This window comes from Rheinheimera mangrovi, from assembly GCF_003990335.1.
Lineage (GTDB): Bacteria > Pseudomonadota > Gammaproteobacteria > Enterobacterales > Alteromonadaceae > Pararheinheimera > Pararheinheimera mangrovi.
The window spans coordinates 4,561,170-4,578,190 of sequence record NZ_CP034683.1; the positions used below are offsets into that span (position 1 = coordinate 4,561,170).

Consider the following 17,021-nt stretch of genomic DNA (forward strand, 5'->3'; position numbering starts at 1 on the left):
TTCCCCTGTTGCCTGACACTGTTTTTGTTTTTACTTATCGTCAGCGTTTTAATTTATTCAGTAAGTCAGCTCTGATCTGACGCGCATTCAATTCATCCAGCGGCTTGGTTAACATTTTTAAAGCTTCAGGCTGAATATGGTCTTGCGATACATCGTCATGGTCAAAAATGTAGTAATCAAAAATAGCTTTCCAGGCCTGACGCTGCGCTTTAGGCAAACTGCGCAAACTCAGCACCGCCATAGACAAGGCATTGTTGGGTCGACCCAAATAGGCTGGCGTATCGCGCCACCAGTGGCTGATCAGCACATTAAACCCGTCAAGAGCTTCAACATGGTGCCACCACATGCTTGGAATAAATAACACATCGCCAGGTTCCAGCTGCGCTACTTGAGCATGCTGCAGAGCTTCGGCAAATTTAGGAAAACGCTCAAAGTCAGGCGCTGCAAAATCCACCATGCTGACATCCTGCCCACCTGGCGCAAATTCCATAGGGCCCGGATATAAATTGCTGATTTGATCTGGTGGAAATAAAGTAAAAGTGCGATGTCCGACTGCATTACAGGCCAGGTTCTGCGGAAAATCATAATGAGCTGCAATGCGGGACTGATTACCAAGCCAGACACTGGTCAGAGGGCTAATGCCTTCCATTGCTATAGTATTGTGCTCAGCCAACCCCGGAAACCAATGGTTGATTTCAGTCGAGCCCATGTAATAGGTGGGCACTTCAGCCTGAGTGTTTAACGCAAAAAGACGGTCCAGCAACTGATTAAAATCAATTTTACCGCCCTGATAATTAAAGCCATTTTGCTCTGCGTTATAAAACACTCTGCCTTGCTGAGCAGGTTCAAGGTAACAGGCACTGACCGGAACGCCCTGATAAAACTGCCGAATATAATCTGCGGCGGACGCAGCTGAAACAAGACCCGCCTTCACCAAAGGCCACTCTTTACACAAGGCTTTGAATATCAATGGTTGGTTGGCATTCGCTATTAAACTTAACGCATCAGCTAAGTCGCATCCTTCCAGAGTTTTTACTTGTGCTAATGGCGTTATGTTCATCATGGTTAGTCAGACCTTACTCAAACTGCTTATTTTTTAATTGCAGCAAATGGCGAATATTGGACTGGGAAGCTATGGCCATATAAATCGCCTGCAGATAACCTTTGTGATGCAGTTGAGCTAAAAGCTCTGGCTCTAAAGCGGCGAGGTTTTCTTCATGAATAGTGTAAAAACCTGCCAGTTGCTGCTTCTGGCCGTTGCTGAAGGTTAAATCCAGGGTAAAGGATTCCAGCAGTTGATGCTCAAGCAACACATCGATAAAAGTTTTGCTGTCGAGCATGCCGTGATGAATAGTTTCCAGCATAGAAGCCACTTCATCCAGATAAGGGCTGCTGCCACCAAAAGGTAAAAACAGAGCTTCGCCTTCAGTGCTGCTGACTCGCGGATTATTTAAGTCGATATGAATAACCCGCTGCGGCGTTTCAATACCGTCTTCACGCACCAGTTGCTGGCCAATCAAAAACGGCTGACGTCTGAGCATCAGCGGCACGTAACAACCACGCCAGTTATCCTGTTGTAAAAACAAGTTTTCCTGATCCTGAAAACCAAACAGGGTGACAGCAAAAAATTGATTACTTTTGTTGTCTTTATGAAAAAAAATCGGGTAGTGGGCCTGAACTGTGCGGAATTCTTTAGGAAAAGTAACAGCAAACCAGACCGCATCACCGTATTGCGCGCCTCTGGCCGTAATGACTTTCAGGTCTCTATGTTCAACGCTGTTTAATAAAACATTTTTACTCATGCTATATCCCGACCGTTACAGTGTATTTTTTAGTTATAGTTTGATTAAACCTGTCGCCGGATACGAAAGCTACTGGTTTTTTGTTTAAGTGCGAAGCTATAGAAAACATCAAGATATAGCATCTTCAGCCAGGGCTGAAGATGCTGCTTTTAAAAATTGAAACAGAATGGGCCATATCCTTATGGCCCTGTATCAGCTTAGAAGCTGTAACGAGCACCCAGACTATAACGGGCACCAGATTCAACCAGACTTAACACTTGCTCTTTGGCACGACCGTGGACACGGATATGCTCATCAGTCACGTTTAAGGCTTCAACAAAAATAGTTAAACCTTCCACTTGTGGTAAGTCATAACTGACTGACATATCAATTTGATGATAAGCCTCAGTGTATTTAGGATGAGCGCCGGTATCCTGACCTTTAGAGTTCAGGAACTCATCACGCCAGTTGTAAGCGATACGAGCCTGGAAACCATCCATTTCATAGAACAGAATGGCGTTGGCCGTGTCACTTAAACCAATCAGAGCAGCCTGGTCCTGCAACAGGAAATTGTTGTAGGACGTTTCGCTGTCTACCATGGTGTAGTTGGCAATAGCGCCAAAACCAGTTTCACCAAAGGCGTGCTGTACGGCAAATTCCCAGCCATCAATCACTTCTGAGTTTGCACCATTAGATGGAGTGTTGATATCAAAGACTAACGCTTCATCTTCGCCAGCAACACCATCAATAGTTTTGTTCGCCACATTTACGCCGGCAGCATTTGGGTAGTTAGCAAAAATCCAGTTACGGATAGCGCTGGCGTCATTACCTACGGCAGCAACTGCTTCATCATACTTTTTACCATCAACAGGGTTAGGAATATTGTAAATGGTCGATTTAACAACAGAGTTGCTAATAAAGTTACTGGTGTCTTTACGGAAGTAACCTAAAGAAACGTAACTTGCTGGTGAGTAGTACCATTCAGCCGATAAATCGATGTTTTTAGACTCTAAAGGCAACAGACTTGGGTTACCAGCATTACCACCACCACCAGCGCGGTTAGCTATAGTGTTCACTACTGTGCCACCCTGAATAGAAACATAGTCAGGACGACCTATAGTTTCACTATAAGCAGCACGTAACATCACATCGTCAACCACTTCGATATTGAAGTTCAGGTTAGGTAATACGTAGTCGTAATCACCTGTTTTCGTCTGGAACTCACGCTCACCGCTGGCTTGTAATACGATTTCAGTATCAGCCACCCAACGTGCGCCATTGTATGCAGCAACAGCTGAAGTTGAAGTCACATCTGTAGTTTCATAACGTACACCTACATGAAGATCGTACGGCATGCCGGAGATTTCATTTTCGTAGTTGTACTGTACATAAGCAGATTGTGATTCTTCTTTCGTATAGCGGTTAACGTCACTGTCGTAATCGGTAGAAGGACAGAAGTTGGTACCACAATCACCGGCGCCAACAAAACCTTCCGGAGTATATAACTCTTCAGCACGAGCACGCACCGTATTGAAATCCCAGAAGAAAATGGTATCCAGGATTTCAAAATCACGATCTGGCATTAAAGAGAAATTACCTTTGCCAGCGTTGAATTTGTCATGGATAGTGCCGGCAGGGAAATAGGAATCGTCAAAATCGCCAGCCTTGCCTACTCCACCCCAGTCATTACGTTGCACGTTGACTGATTTTGAGTGGTTGTCCACGTCGGTCAGAGCAATACCAAAATCGATACTGCTGCCGTTTTCGAACACATATTCGCCATCAAACTGGTACTGATCAATTTCAGACTTGTTGGTCGAATTACCAAATACACTACCAGTTACAATCATGTCTGAAGGTTTAACCGAGTTACCGCCACCCACTGACAATAATGGCATTTCACCGGTGAAGTCAGTTGCTGCACTGTTACGGATAAAAGCAGCTGTACTTAAGGTGTTACTTGAACCTAACACATGATTTGGTTTGTATTCAGCTTCAGACTGGTGAGCATCGAAACGCAGTTTTAAATTATCACTGGCTTGCCATTCCAGATTCAGACCTAAAGAACCACTTTCGTTACGCACGCCAGAATCACCAGCGCCCATAGATAAGTCAGCTGGAGTAGCGTATTGCTCAGAGTAAATTAATGGCGAAGAAACAGGACCATTAGTCCAGATACTTTGTGAAGGCACATAGGTATACCAGGCCGACACGTCGTTGTATTGAGTGTCGATATCATTGCGCATATAGGTATAGTCAACGCTGGCCGTCAGGTTATCAGTCGGCGCATATTGCAGCACTAACTGGCCATTGGTACGGGCACGTTGTTGTTCTTCAAATTTATAAATCGTCGTTTGTGGTACTGAGTACACATCATCAGCGCCAGGACGGTTCTCTTGATTATCTAATGGAACACTACCCCACTGGCCAGAAGTAATATCTACAGAACCAGGGAAGCTACGCCAGCCTGTACCTACGTTGGCTTGTTGACTTCCGCTTTCACGTTCCTGATAGCTGGCTGAGACTAAAACACCAAACTTATCATCGTTAAAGGTAGTGGAATACAAACCTGCTAACTCAGGTGTAGCACCGCCTTCTTCAGTTGATCTGTCGTCGACCATAGCAGCACTGAATACAGCTTTTTGGCCGCCAGCACTTAAAGGTTTTAAGGTTTGCACATCAATAACCGAACCTATACCACCGGTAGGATTTTTAGCAAAACTGGTTTTATTGACTTCAACACCGCTGATGGTATCAGCAGAAATATTGGCAAAGTCAAAAGAACGCGAGCCTGTAGTTACAGGCATTTGACGACCATTCAATGTAACTAAGTTAAAGTCCGGACCAAAACCACGGACAGATACTTTACTACCTTCACCATTGACACGGTCAATAGACACACCGCTGATACGCTGCAGAGATTCTGCCAGGTTGGTATCCGGGAATTTACCTATGTCTTCAGCTGAGATTGCATCCACAATACCTGTAGATGAACGTTTGGTATCCATAGATTTAATCAGACTACCGCGAATACCGGTCACGCTGATCACTTCAATTTTTTCTTCGGCTTTACTTGTTTGCTCCTGCGCGTCATCCGCGAAAGCAGGCATAACAACACCCACGCCCAGCACTAATGACAGACTGGTGGCGAGTCTGGTCTTTTTAAAGGTTTTGGATTTCATGTGTAGTTCCCTGTCGACTGTTTTTTGGTTTTTTACTTTTTAAAAACGTTGTGTTAACGCGGGCCAGCTAGCTTAATTACTCCCCAAAACTAACTGTAAGCGCTTTCACAAACTTAGGTGATTTTTTTTAACTCGTCAATACAGAAAAACTAATTCTTACATTTTGCTTAAAAAACAGTTGGCAAGAATGACTTTATCAGCTAAAAATGAAACCGCTTACAATTGCATCTTGGCTGCGAAAATCACAGTACTGTGGTTGCAATAGCGAACAATATGCGATGTGAATAAAAAACAATAATAAGCAAATCAAAGATTTGCATGCCGGAGCTTTATAATAAGCCCGGAGGACACGGGGACAGAATACCAAGCATCCGTCAGCACTTTTGTATGATTTTCAGCATACAAACCGCTGATTTGCCTGCCAGCCCCCGCCGATAAAAACTCTGCTGACATCTTTTAAAGACCCGACTCTTAAACAGAAGCAGACACAAAAGCAGACAGAGTTCAACAGGATACCCATTATGTTTCGATACACCCCATTGGCGTTGTTGTGCAGTGCTGCCCTTGTCACCACTTTGTCTGGTTGCAGTCAACAAAACACCACAACTGAAAAAGTGTCAGAAGTCAAAGCGGTTCCTGCTGAAAATCTGACGTTGTGGCCCGAATTAAAAAGCCCTTTAGCCAACAGCGGCACAGAACAAAAAGTGCAACAGCTATTGTCCACTATGACCATAGAGCAAAAAGTGGCTCAGCTGATCCAGCCTGATATCCGCTGGATGACAGTGGAAGATATGCGTCAATATGGCTTTGGTTCTTATTTAAATGGCGGTGGCGCATATCCTAATGACAATAAAAACTCCACGGCAGCAGACTGGGTGGCTTTAGCTCAGTCCTATTACGATGCGGGCGTGGATGCAACGAAAGATGGCAGCAGTATTCCTCCGCTTTGGGGCACTGATGCAGTGCACGGTCATAACAATGTGATTGGTGCTACTGTTTTTCCGCACAATATAGGTTTGGGCGCAGCCAACAATGCAGTGTTAGTGCAAGCCATAGGTAAAGCCACAGCAGTGGAAGTGGCCGCTACTGGTATTAACTGGATATTTGCACCAACAGTTGCCGTGGCCCGCGATGATCGCTGGGGTCGCAGCTACGAAAGTTATTCAGAAGACCCAGCCATTGTAAAAGACTTAGGCGCAGCCTTGGTGAAAGGTATTCAGGGCAACGTTGGTTCTGACTTTATGCAAAGCGGCCGTTTAATTGCCACAGCCAAACATTATCTGGGTGATGGCGGCACGGAAAACGGCAAAGATCAGGGTAATACACTGACCAAGGAAGCAGATTTAGTGCACCTGCATGCTCAGGGTTATATCAGTAGCCTGGATGCTGGTGTGCAAACTGTGATGGCCTCTTTTAACAGCTGGCACGGCGAAAAAATGCATGGCAATCATTACCTGCTCACTACTGTTTTAAAAGAACGTATGGGGTTTGACGGTTTAGTGGTCGGTGACTGGAACGGCCATGGCCAACTTCCGGGTTGCACGAACAATAGCTGCGCTGCTGCTATCAACGCCGGTGTTGATATTTTAATGGCACCAGAAGATGCTAAAGCTCTGTATAAAAATACTCTGGTTCAGGCCAAAGCTGGTGAAATATCAGCTGCGCGTTTAGACGATGCGGTCAGCCGTATTCTAAGAGTTAAAATCCGTGCTGGTTTATTTGAAAAAGGTAACCCAGCTCAGTCTGAACTGGCGGGTAAAGCAGAGCTGATTGGTCATGCAGATCATCAGGCCATTGCCGCTCAAGCCGTGCGTGAGTCTTTAGTATTGCTGAAAAACAATGCTCAATTATTGCCATTAGCGCCAAAACAAAAAGTACTGGTGACAGGCGACGGTGCTGACAATATTGGCAAACAAAGTGGTGGCTGGACTTTAACCTGGCAAGGCACGGGCAACGTCAATGCCGACTTCCCGAATGGCCGATCCATTTATTCAGGCATACAACAGCAAGTCGAAGCGGCGCAAGGCACTGTCGAGCTGAGTGCTGATGGCTCTTATCAGCAAAAACCAGATGTGGCTATTGTGGTCATAGGTGAAAACCCATACGCCGAATTTGATGGCGACATTCGCACTCTGGATTATCAGGCAGGTAAAAATACCGATCTGGAATTACTGAAGAAACTTAAAGCCGATGGTATTCCGGTGGTAACAGTGTTTTTAACGGGCCGGCCTTTATGGGTAAACCCGGAGCTGAATCAGTCCGATGCTTTTGTAGCGGCTTGGTTACCAGGTACTGCTGGCCAGGCTGTGGCAGAGGTGTTATTCAAAACTGCTGCTGGTGAAATACAACATGACTTTAAAGGCAAACTGCCATTCTCCTGGCCAAAAACAGCAGATCAAACACCATTAAATCAAGCTGACAGCAACTACGATCCACTGTTCGCTTTGGGTTATGGCCTGACCTATCAGGATAAAACCACTGTTGCCAATGACTTATCCGAGCAAATCAACAGTGCGCAAAGCACCAGCAACGACAGCTTAAATTTATTTGAGCGCCGCCCTGCTTCAGGTTACAGCCTGATTTTGCAAGATGAACAAGCTGTAGTCACAGTTACAGGCAATAAAGCCAAAAGTGCCGACCACAGCCTGAATTTAGCCGCAGTGAACTGGCAAAAACAGGAAGACGCTTTACTGCTAGACTGGGCTGCCAATTCTAAAGCCAAACTGGTACTGCAAGCCGCTGTGCCACTGGATGCCAGCGGTTATGGTCAATTGGTGGTGGATATGAAATGGAATGCCGCACCTACAGCAGCAGTCACTTTAGCTCAGTCTTGTGGTTCTGGTTGTGGTGGTACTTTGAATTTGGCTGAACTCATCGGTAGCAAAGCTGCAGGCCAATGGCATAAAGTGGTGATTGATTTAAGTTGTTTTGCCGCAAAAGGCGCAGCACTGAATCACTTACAGCAACCTTTTGTGTTGCATAGCGAAGCCGCTTACCAGTTAAGTATTTCGAATATCCGTTTAACACCAGCTACAGCAACAGCCGATCTGAGTTGTCCTGCAGCCTAATAATTTTTTAACCTAATCTGATAACAACTAAGGCCGTCAACAGGCGGCCTTATGGGGAATAGAATGCAAAGTGTTCAAAGCGCCGAAGTGCAAAGCTCCGGCACACCAATCAGCAGCTGGGCTTTACCTGCTCTTACATTTTTATTTTTTATCTGGGGTTTTATTACCTGTCTGAATGACATTTTAATCCCACATTTAAAAGCCGTGTTCGACCTGACTTACACTCAGGCTATGTTGATCCAATTCTGCTTTTTTGGCGCTTATTTTGTGGTGTCTTTACCTGCAGGTGCGCTGATCAATAAGCTGGGTTATCAAAAAGGTATAGTGATAGGTTTAGCTATTGCAGGCTTTGGCACGCTGAACTTTATTCCAGCGGCCAGCTTTCATAGTTATGGCTGGTTTTTAGCCGCATTATTTGTGCTGGCCTCCGGAATTACCATTTTGCAGGTTGCAGCCAACCCTTATGTCACTGTGCTGGGTAATCCAAAAACAGCCTCCAGTCGCCTGACTATGACCCAGGCTTTTAACTCTTTGGGTACCACAGTAGCTCCGCTGATTGGTGCAGCATTAATCCTGAGTCAGCTCGACAGCACCGAAGGTGCAGATGCAGTGCAGCTGCCTTATCTGGTTCTGACCATTGCCTTATTCGCTGTAGCTTTTATCTTTTCACGTCTGAACTTACCTGTTGTTGAAAACACCACAGCAGCGGAAAAAATTTCTTTTAAAGCTTTAATGCCATATACCCACTTATGGTTAGGTGCTTTAGGTATTTTTATGTATGTGGGTGCAGAAGTGGCGATAGGTTCAGTGATGGTCAACTTTATTGCATTACCTGAAATCACAGGTTTGGCAGAAGCCGAAGCGGCACACTATGTCGCCTGGTATTGGGGTGGAGCTATGGTCGGCCGTTTTGTTGGGGCTTTGCTGATGCAACGTATCAACGCTGGTTTATTGCTGGCCATTCACGCTGCAGCGGCCATGTTATTGCTGGTACTGGTCATCACAGGTCAGGGTCAACTGGCGTTATTTGCACTACTGCTCGTTGGTATCGCTAACTCCATTATGTTCCCGACTATTTTTAGTCTCGCTTTACATGGCTTAGGCAAATACACCAGTCAAGGCGCAGGTTTATTGTGTTTGGCCATAGTAGGCGGAGCTTTAGTGCCTGTAGCTCAGGGCATGCTGGCCGACTCTTTTGGCCTGGCTTTATCTTTTGTGTTGCCGGTATTTTGTTATATCTACATCTGCTACTTCGGTTTACGTAGTCGCAAAGTGACGAGTTAAGGCGAAAGCCGGGGCAAGGTTTAGTTTTCCCGGTTGGCCTTGCTCATTTTATTCGCGCCATCCGTGGCGCTCGACCGGCCAGTGGACAGAGCCACCGGCGCTCATCCGGACATTGCCAAACTGTTGGCAATGTTTCATCCGGCTTCGCCCTGACGGGCCAGCTAAAGCTGTTCAAAAACATTCCTGGTACTGGATGAGTATTCATCCCTTAAGGCTGAGTTAAACCTCAGCCTTTTTTTCAGCGGCAGCGCCCGATACCAACAGCTCTACAGATCTGGAGCTGCGGAATTTACTTAACGCCAGGTACACAGCCGGAGTACTGTAGAGGGTCAACAACTGACTGACCAGCAAACCACCTACTATGGTAATACCCAAAGGCTGGCGCAGCTCTGAACCTTCACCCATACCAAACAGCAATGGCACTGCACCTAATAAAGCCGCGAAGTTGGTCATTAAAATAGGACGCAACCGTTGTGCTGCCGCCAAAGCCACTGCGTCTTTTGGCGATAAGCCCAGCTCCCGCTCGGCATGCAAGGCAAAGTCGACCAGCAGGATAGCGTTTTTCATCACTATACCTATCAGCAAAAACAGCCCCAGCAAAGCTATCAGGTTAAAGTCGGTATTGCTGACATAAAGCGCCAGCAAAGCCCCTAAACCAGCACAAGGTAAAGTCGATAAAATAGTAATGGGCTGAATAGTGCTTTCATACAACACTCCCAGCAGCAGGTAGACAGTGAAAATCACACCAATAATCAGCCAGAGCTGATCGCCGCTTTTAAACATGGCATTACGCTGATCTTCACCATTGATGGTATGAATGCCAGTCGGCACCATCAAACGAGCCAGCACGTTTTCTATGGCCGCAGAGGCTTGCTGTAAAGTCACACCAGGCGCTAAACCATAACCTATACCAACGGAAGCAAACTGGTTGTCGTGGCGGATACGGTCATTGGCCAGACTGTATTGATAACTGGCAACACTGGATAAAGGCACCCTATTGCCATCAGCTGTCACCAGTTGCAGTTGTTTTAATACTTCAGGCTGAGCTGTATAACCTGGAGTCAGTTCCATCACCACCCGATATTGGTTCATCTCATCGTATAAAGTTGCCACCTGACGCTGTGAGAAAGAGTTATTCAGCAAAGTAGCAATGGTGCGCATATCCACACCCAAACGCTGCGCCGCTTCCCTGTCTATGGTTAAAGAAATTTGCTGTGCATCTTCGCCACTAGGCGTGTCTACATCCACCAGCTCCGGCAATTCCTGCATTTTTTCCGCGACTTGTTTGCTCCATTTACGCAGCAGCTGCAAATCACCGGATAACATCAGCAGCTCGTAGTCACTGCGACCAAAAGGCGAAGATAAACGGATGTCCTGATCCACATTCATAAACACCATGCCACCTGGCACTTTAGGTGCTGTAGCACGAATTCGGTCGACGACTTGCTGGGCTGATATTTTACGTTCTGCCAGAGGTTTTAACCGCACACGCATCCAGCTGTTGCTGATGCCCATATCACCGCCGCTGGAACCTGTCACATCAGCAATGGCCGGGTCTTTTAACAAATGCTGACGAAAAGCTTCAATTTTTGGCTGCATGATCTGAAAGGAAAACCCATCGTCACCACGAACAAAACCATTCAATTGACCAGTGTCCTGATCCGGCAACAAACCTGTGGGGACTTTGGTATACAGCCAGGCGTTGGCTGCAAACAGCAGCACTAATCCGGCTAACAACCAGCGATAATGGCTTAAGCTCCAGGCCACGCTCTGATGATACTTGTGCTGAAACTTCTGAAAAGCTCCGGCTTCAGTTTCACCCGGATTTTTGGCTTTCAGCAGTAACGCCGATAAGCTTGGCGTTAAGGTCAGCGAAATCACCAGACTAATCATCATGGCAGCTGCCAAAGTGATAGAAAATTCGCGGAATAAACGCTCGACCAAACCGCCCATAAATAAAATCGACAGGAAAATAACCACTAAAGCCAGGTTCATCGCCAACAAGGTAAAACCTACTTCAGATGCCCCTTGCCGCGCCGCTTGCAAAGGAGTTAAACCACGTTCTATATGGCGTTTAATATTTTCAACCACTACTATGGCGTCGTCTACCACTAAACCTGTAGCAACAATCAGCGCCATCACCGACAAATTATTTAGTGAAAAATCACAAAGATACATCACAGTAAAAGAGCCAACCAAAGACACTGGAATAGCCAGACTTGGGATTAACGCACTGCGCAGGCTGCCTAAAAAGGCCCAGACCACCACCACCACTAACACCACAGCAATCAATAAGCTAATTTGAGCTTCGGTTAAGGTAGCGCGGATCACCGGGCTACGATCCATCACCACGGCTAAGTCAGCATCCGCTGGTACCAGAGCCTGCAGTATTGGCATTTGCTTATAGATAGCGTCTATGGTCTCGACAATATTGGCGCCGGTACGACGGCTGATCAGCAAAATCACTGCATTTTTATCATTATGAAAACCAGCGCTGTAACGGTTTTCGGTCGAGTCTGTCACTAAAGCTACATCAGATAACCGGATAGGTGCGCCGTTGACATATTTCACCACTAAAGACTGATAATCTGAGGCCTGACGCAGCGTTTGACTGGTTGCCAGTTGCCAGCGCTGATCGCTGCTTTCCAGCACGCCCAAAGGCACTGAGGCATTAGCGCCACTAATGGCACTGCGCACTTCATCCAAAGCCACACCGTATTGCGTCAACATGCCAGGGTTTAATTGAACCCGTACAGCGGGCAACGAAGCACCAGTCACTGACACCTCACCAACACCAGTAATAGCAGCCAGTTTCTGTGCCAACACAGTAGAAGCAGCATCGTACAAAGCACTGGAAGCTAAGTGTTCAGAACTTAACGCCAGCGCCATCACCGGAGCTTGTGACGGGTTAAATTTGCGGTAACTTGGATTGCCCGGCATACCGGATGGCAACTGACTGCGGGCGGCATTAATAGCGGCCTGTACCTCACGCGCCGCTTCATCCACATTGCGGTCTAAATCAAACTCGAGCCGTATTTGTGCTGAACCCTGATTACTACTGGAACTGATGCGGTTAATACCCGCAATGCTGCCCAAGGCCCGCTCCAGTGGAGTAGCCACAGTAGCGGCCATGCTCTCAGGACTGGCGCCAGGCAAACTGGCAGTGACCACTATCATAGGAAAATCGACCGCTGGCAAAGGCGATACTGGCAATAAGCGCCAGCACAACATGCCAAGCAGCAAAATAGCGGTGGCAATTAAGCCACTGGCCACCGGGCGCTGAATAAAAGGCTGAGCTAAATTCATAGCGCTTTGGCCTCGGCTTCAGGCAAGTTTTCCTGTTGACCTTCTTTACTACTAAAGTGACGATCAAACCATAAATACACCACAGGCGTAGTAAAGAGCGTCAGCACCTGACTGACTAACAAACCACCGACCATCACCAAACCTAAAGGCTGACGCAATTCTGCACCTGAACCGCTGGCCAGTAACAAGGGCACAGCACCAAATAAGGCTGCTAACGTAGTCATCAAAATAGGCCTGAATCGCATTAAAGCAGCCTGATAAATAGCTTCAGTCGGTGATAAGCCCTGATGCCGCTGTGCTTCCAATGCAAAGTCGACCATCATAATGCCGTTTTTCTTCACTAAACCTATCAACAGCACTATGCCGATGACCGCAATCAAATCCAAAGGCTGGCCTGCGATCAGCAGTGCCAATAAAGCCCCTACTGTGGCTGAAGGTAAAGTCGACAATATGGTGACAGGGTGAATTAAACTTTCGTACAAAATACCCAATACGATATACATGGTGATCACAGCCGCCAGCACCAGCCAGAGTGTATTGCTCAAAGAGGCTCTGAACGCTTCAGCTGCGCCCTGAAAGGTCAGCTCCATTTCGGCTGGTAATTGCAATTGCTGCTGCACTTCTTCAATAGCTGCTACAGCTTCACCCAGCGAATAACCTTCAGCCAGGTTAAAAGACAAGGTCACTGAAGGGAACTGCCCCTGATGGTTAATCAATAACTTAGCAGGCCGTTGTGTCACTTTCGCCAAAGCGGACAGCGGCACAGGCGTACCAGAGCTGGTGCTGATATAGAGCTTATTCAGCGCATCAACACCGTTAATCTGATTAGGGTCCACTTCCAGTATCACCCGGTACTGATTAGCCTGAGTAAATAAAGTAGTGATCTGGCGCTGACTGTAGGCACTTTGCAGCACAGTACTGATTTGCGACACATTAATACCTAAACGGGCAGCTGCGGTACGGTCTATGTCGATATAAGCCTGTAAGCCCTGCTGCTGTAAATCATGCGCCACTTCAGACAATTCAGGCCGTTGTTGCAAGGCGTCTACTAAGTCCGGTAACCACTGATTCAATACATCCTGATCCGGTGTGGTTAAGCTGAATTGATACTGAGTGCGGCTGACTCTGTCTTCAATACTCAGTTCCTGCACTGGCTGGAACCAGCCTTTAATGCCAGGCACAGCCTGCACTTGCTGCTCCAGCTCGCGGATCAGCTCCACAGCCGACAAATCGCGCTCTGCATGCGGTTTCAGGTTGATTTGAATACGGCCACTGTTAATGCTGGTATTGCTGCCATCCACGCCAATAAAAGACGACAAACTACTGACAGCCGGATGCTGCAGAATATTTTCCGCCAGTTCCTGCTGGCGTGACGCCATGGCCTGAAAGGAAATATCCTGCGGTGCTTCAGTCACAACCTGGATCACCCCACTGTCCTGCACAGGGAAAAAGCCCTTGGGCACAGCCAGATACAACAGAGCTGTTAAAGCCACAGTCGCCAGCATGCTGCACATGGCTAAGGTTTGATGACGCAACACCCACTGCAAACCACGGCCATAAGCAGCAATAATGCGGTCCATTAAACCATTTTGATCATGATGCTCTGGTAGAGTTTTCAGTAAACGCGCACAGAGCATAGGGGTTAGCGTTAAAGACACCACCAGCGAAATTAAAATAGCGACTGCTAAAGTGACGGCAAATTCAAAAAACAGCCGGCCGACCACATCCGCCATAAAGAGCAGAGGGATCAGTACAGCGATCAGCGAAAAGGTTAGGGAAATCAGCGTAAAACCAATTTCTTTCGCGCCTTTCAGTGCGGCTTCCATAGGGGATGCGCCTTGTTCACGGTGCCGCGCCACGTTTTCCAGCATCACTATGGCGTCATCTACCACAAAACCTGTGGCTATGGTCAAGGCCATTAAGGTCAGGTTATTGACGGAGAAATCCAGCAGCACCATCACGGCAAAAGTACCAATCAGTGATAAAGGCACAGCCAGACTGGGAATAATAGTGGCCGGAATAGTGCGCAGGAAGGCAAAAGTCACCAACACCACCAGCACTATGGCGAACACAAGCTCTTTTTGTACATCCCGCACCGAAGCCCTAATACTGTGAGTCCGGTCTGTTAACACTTCTACTTTGACAGCGGCAGGCATAGTGGCTGTCAGCTGCGGCAGCAGCTCCTGCACTCTGTCTGCGACATCAATCACATTGGCACCGGGCTGGCGCTGAATATTCACCAGCACAGCGGCTTTTTGATTGGCCCAGGCGGCAAGAAAACGGTCTTCAGCGCCATTTTCAATTTTCGCCACGTCTTTTAACCGCACAGGTGCGCCTTCGCGGTAAGCAATAATCAGCTCTTTGTATTCGTCGGTGCTGCGGATTTGGTCATTGGCTTCCAGCATAGTGGAGCGAAAAGCGCCATCAAAACTGCCTTTTGGCTGATTGGTATTGGCTGCAGCTATGGCGCTACGCAGGCTTTCGACACTTAAGTTCAGGCTGGCTAACGCCGCCGGGTTGGCTTTCACCCGAATCGCAGGGCGCTGACCACCAGCTAAGCTGACCATACCAACACCCGTCAATTGCGCCAGTTTTTGCGCCATACGGGTATCGACTAAATCGTAGACTGCAGGCAAAGGCAGGGTATCTGAGCTGACCGCTAAAGTCAGAATAGGGGCATCGGCTGGGTTTACTTTGCGGTACACAGGAGGCGTAGGTAAGTCATTGGGTAACAAGGAGGACGCCGTATTAATAGCAGCCTGCACTTCCTGCTCGGCCACCCCCATATCCACCACTAAGGCAAATTGCAGCGTAATGACCGAAGCACCGGCCGAGCTATTGGACGACATTTGTTTTAAGCCGGGAATTTGGCCTAAACGCCGCTCTAAAGGTGCAGTCACTGTGCGCGCCATAATGTCAGGACTGGCACCGGGGTTAAAACTAAACACCTGAATAATGGGGTAATCCACCTGTGGCAAGGCAGCCACAGGCAATAAACGCCAACTTAAAAGGCCGGCTATTAAAATCGCCAGCATCAATAAGGAAGTGGCGACAGGGCGTAAAATAAAAGGCTTGGACAGGTTCATCATTTACCCCTTAGGCGCGTCCTGGATCACCTCAACTTCACGGTCAGGTCTTAAGCGATCCAGCCCTTCCAACACCACTTTATCACCGGCTTTTAAGCCTTCTTCCACCGCCACTAAACCGTTATCGACAGCACCTAACTTCAGCACCCGGATTTGTGCTTTGTTATTCTGGTCGACCATATAGACATAAGTACCCTGAGCACCGTATTGCACAGCGTCCTGCGGAATAGTCACAGCACCACTTTGTACCGCCACATTGAGACGCACATTCACAAATTGGTTCGGGAATAACTCTTCATTCTGATTGGCAAACTCAGCTTTAAGCTTCAACGTGCCTGTGGCTATATCAATCTGGTTATCCAGGGTGGTTAAAGTGCCGCTACTGAGCTGCATTTGTTCTGCTCTGTCCCAGGCTTCAACAGTCAACGCAGCTCCGGCACGAAAAGCGGCTCGTACTTGCTGCAACTGAGTTTCTGGAATAGTAAAAACCACAGCTATAGGCGAACTTTGGGTAATAGTAACTAAACCTGTCGCACTATTAGCCTGAATTAAATTGCCAGGGTCAACAGCTCGTAAACCCAAGCGGCCACTAATAGGCGCCTTAATTTGGGTATAGGACAATTGCAAAGCTGCAGCATCGATAGCAGCCTGATTTGACTTAATAGCGCCTTTGAGCTGATTTACTAAGGCCTGCTGCGTATTCATTTGCTGGGCCGCTATGGTGTTTTGTTCTTTCAGCTTGGCATAGCGTTCTAAGTCCTGTTTTGCACTTTTTAACTGCGCCAAATTTTGATCTTTTTGGCCCTGGGCCTGCGCCAGCTGCACTTTGTAATCCGCAGGATCAATCTGAGCTAACAACTGACCCGCTTCAACTTTCTGACCTTCCTGAAAAAACACCTGCTGTAAAGGGCCTGACACCCGGCTTTGCACCAACACAGTATTGAGTGGTGTCACTGTACCTATGGCTTTAATCTGCACTTTTAAGTCGGTGGAACCGGCTTCAATGACCCGCACAGGCACAGGCATGGCCCAGGGATTATTGGCCATAGCAGGACGGGGGCCACCAGGTCTTTGTCCCGCAGGTCGTTTTCCTGGCCCTTGTGGTGCAGCCCCCGCTTGTCCAGCTCCGGCAGCTGGTTCCGTAGCAGGCCAGAACCAATACAAAGCGGCAGCGGCAACAGCCAGAGCGGCGGCTAAAACAAGAGGCTTTTTCAGCAAAGACATACGATAAATCCCTGTAACAAAAATTAGGTTTAGTAAAACGGCCCTACTCTAATTCAGGCCGTACAGCCCTGCAATGAAGTGAGTGTCAAG

The 17,021-nt window shown here is 47.5% G+C and carries 8 protein-coding genes; 2 read left to right on the forward strand and 6 right to left on the reverse strand.

Features of this window, described 5'->3' with window-relative positions; translation table 11 throughout:
• Positions 1 to 40: 40 nt before the first annotated feature.
• The 3 genes from EK374_RS20365 to EK374_RS20375 all read right to left on the reverse strand — a co-directional run bounded on the left by EK374_RS20365 (position 41) and on the right by EK374_RS20375 (position 4,963).
• Positions 41 to 1,063 carry a cupin-like domain-containing protein gene (locus EK374_RS20365; protein ID WP_206099254.1) on the reverse strand — a complete coding sequence of 341 codons (1,023 nt, stop codon included), beginning with the start codon at positions 1,061 to 1,063 and terminating at the stop codon, positions 41 to 43.
• A 13-nt stretch (positions 1,064 to 1,076) separates the two neighbouring features.
• Complete coding sequence (locus tag EK374_RS20370) at positions 1,077 to 1,802, reverse strand: SapC family protein (RefSeq protein WP_127026348.1); 726 nt, start codon at positions 1,800 to 1,802, stop codon at positions 1,077 to 1,079.
• Positions 1,803 to 1,999: 197 nt separating this feature from the next.
• Complete coding sequence (locus EK374_RS20375; RefSeq protein WP_127026349.1) at positions 2,000 to 4,963, reverse strand: TonB-dependent receptor; 2,964 nt, start codon at positions 4,961 to 4,963, stop codon at positions 2,000 to 2,002.
• Positions 4,964 to 5,484: 521 nt separating this feature from the next.
• Here EK374_RS20375 and EK374_RS20380 point away from each other — a divergent pair.
• Together EK374_RS20380 and EK374_RS20385 are read left to right on the forward strand one after the other, a co-directional pair.
• A complete protein-coding gene (locus EK374_RS20380) occupies positions 5,485 to 8,031 on the forward strand; it encodes a glycoside hydrolase family 3 protein (protein ID WP_127026350.1) in 2,547 nt (848 codons plus the stop codon).
• Positions 8,032 to 8,094: 63 nt separating this feature from the next.
• Positions 8,095 to 9,315, forward strand: coding sequence for a sugar MFS transporter (locus EK374_RS20385; protein ID WP_206099255.1), 1,221 nt, complete (start codon positions 8,095 to 8,097; stop codon positions 9,313 to 9,315).
• Between the two features lie 219 nt (positions 9,316 to 9,534).
• Here EK374_RS20385 and EK374_RS20390 read toward each other — a convergent pair whose 3' ends face one another.
• The 3 genes from EK374_RS20390 to EK374_RS20400 are packed head-to-tail and all read right to left on the reverse strand — an operon-like array spanning position 9,535 to position 16,931.
• Positions 9,535 to 12,621 carry an efflux RND transporter permease subunit gene (locus EK374_RS20390; RefSeq protein WP_127026352.1) on the reverse strand — a complete coding sequence of 1,029 codons (3,087 nt, stop codon included), beginning with the start codon at positions 12,619 to 12,621 and terminating at the stop codon, positions 9,535 to 9,537.
• Entirely contained in the window at positions 12,618 to 15,710 is a 3,093-nt protein-coding gene (locus tag EK374_RS20395; RefSeq protein WP_325049688.1) for a multidrug efflux RND transporter permease subunit, read from the reverse strand. The genes EK374_RS20390 and EK374_RS20395 overlap by 4 nt, the downstream gene beginning before the upstream one ends.
• Positions 15,711 to 16,931: an MdtA/MuxA family multidrug efflux RND transporter periplasmic adaptor subunit gene (locus EK374_RS20400; RefSeq protein WP_127026353.1), complete on the reverse strand. Its 1,221-nt coding sequence runs from the start codon at positions 16,929 to 16,931 to the stop codon at positions 15,711 to 15,713. It lies immediately after the preceding gene.
• Between the last annotated feature and the right edge of the window lie 90 nt (positions 16,932 to 17,021).

What these genes read in the sequence shown, in the direction of transcription:
- EK374_RS20365 (WP_206099254.1), bottom strand. Translation starts at nt 1,063, where the DNA reads ATGATGAACATAACGCCATTAGCACAAGTAAAAACTCTGGAAGGATGC.
- EK374_RS20395 (WP_325049688.1), bottom strand. Translation starts at nt 15,710, where the DNA reads ATGATGAACCTGTCCAAGCCTTTTATTTTACGCCCTGTCGCCACTTCC.
- EK374_RS20370 (WP_127026348.1), bottom strand. Translation starts at nt 1,802, where the DNA reads ATGAGTAAAAATGTTTTATTAAACAGCGTTGAACATAGAGACCTGAAA.
- EK374_RS20400 (WP_127026353.1), bottom strand. Translation starts at nt 16,931, where the DNA reads ATGTCTTTGCTGAAAAAGCCTCTTGTTTTAGCCGCCGCTCTGGCTGTT.
- EK374_RS20390 (WP_127026352.1), bottom strand. Translation starts at nt 12,621, where the DNA reads ATGAATTTAGCTCAGCCTTTTATTCAGCGCCCGGTGGCCAGTGGCTTA.
- EK374_RS20380 (WP_127026350.1), top strand. Translation starts at nt 5,485, where the DNA reads ATGTTTCGATACACCCCATTGGCGTTGTTGTGCAGTGCTGCCCTTGTC.
- EK374_RS20385 (WP_206099255.1), top strand. Translation starts at nt 8,095, where the DNA reads ATGCAAAGTGTTCAAAGCGCCGAAGTGCAAAGCTCCGGCACACCAATC.
- EK374_RS20375 (WP_127026349.1), bottom strand. Translation starts at nt 4,963, where the DNA reads ATGAAATCCAAAACCTTTAAAAAGACCAGACTCGCCACCAGTCTGTCA.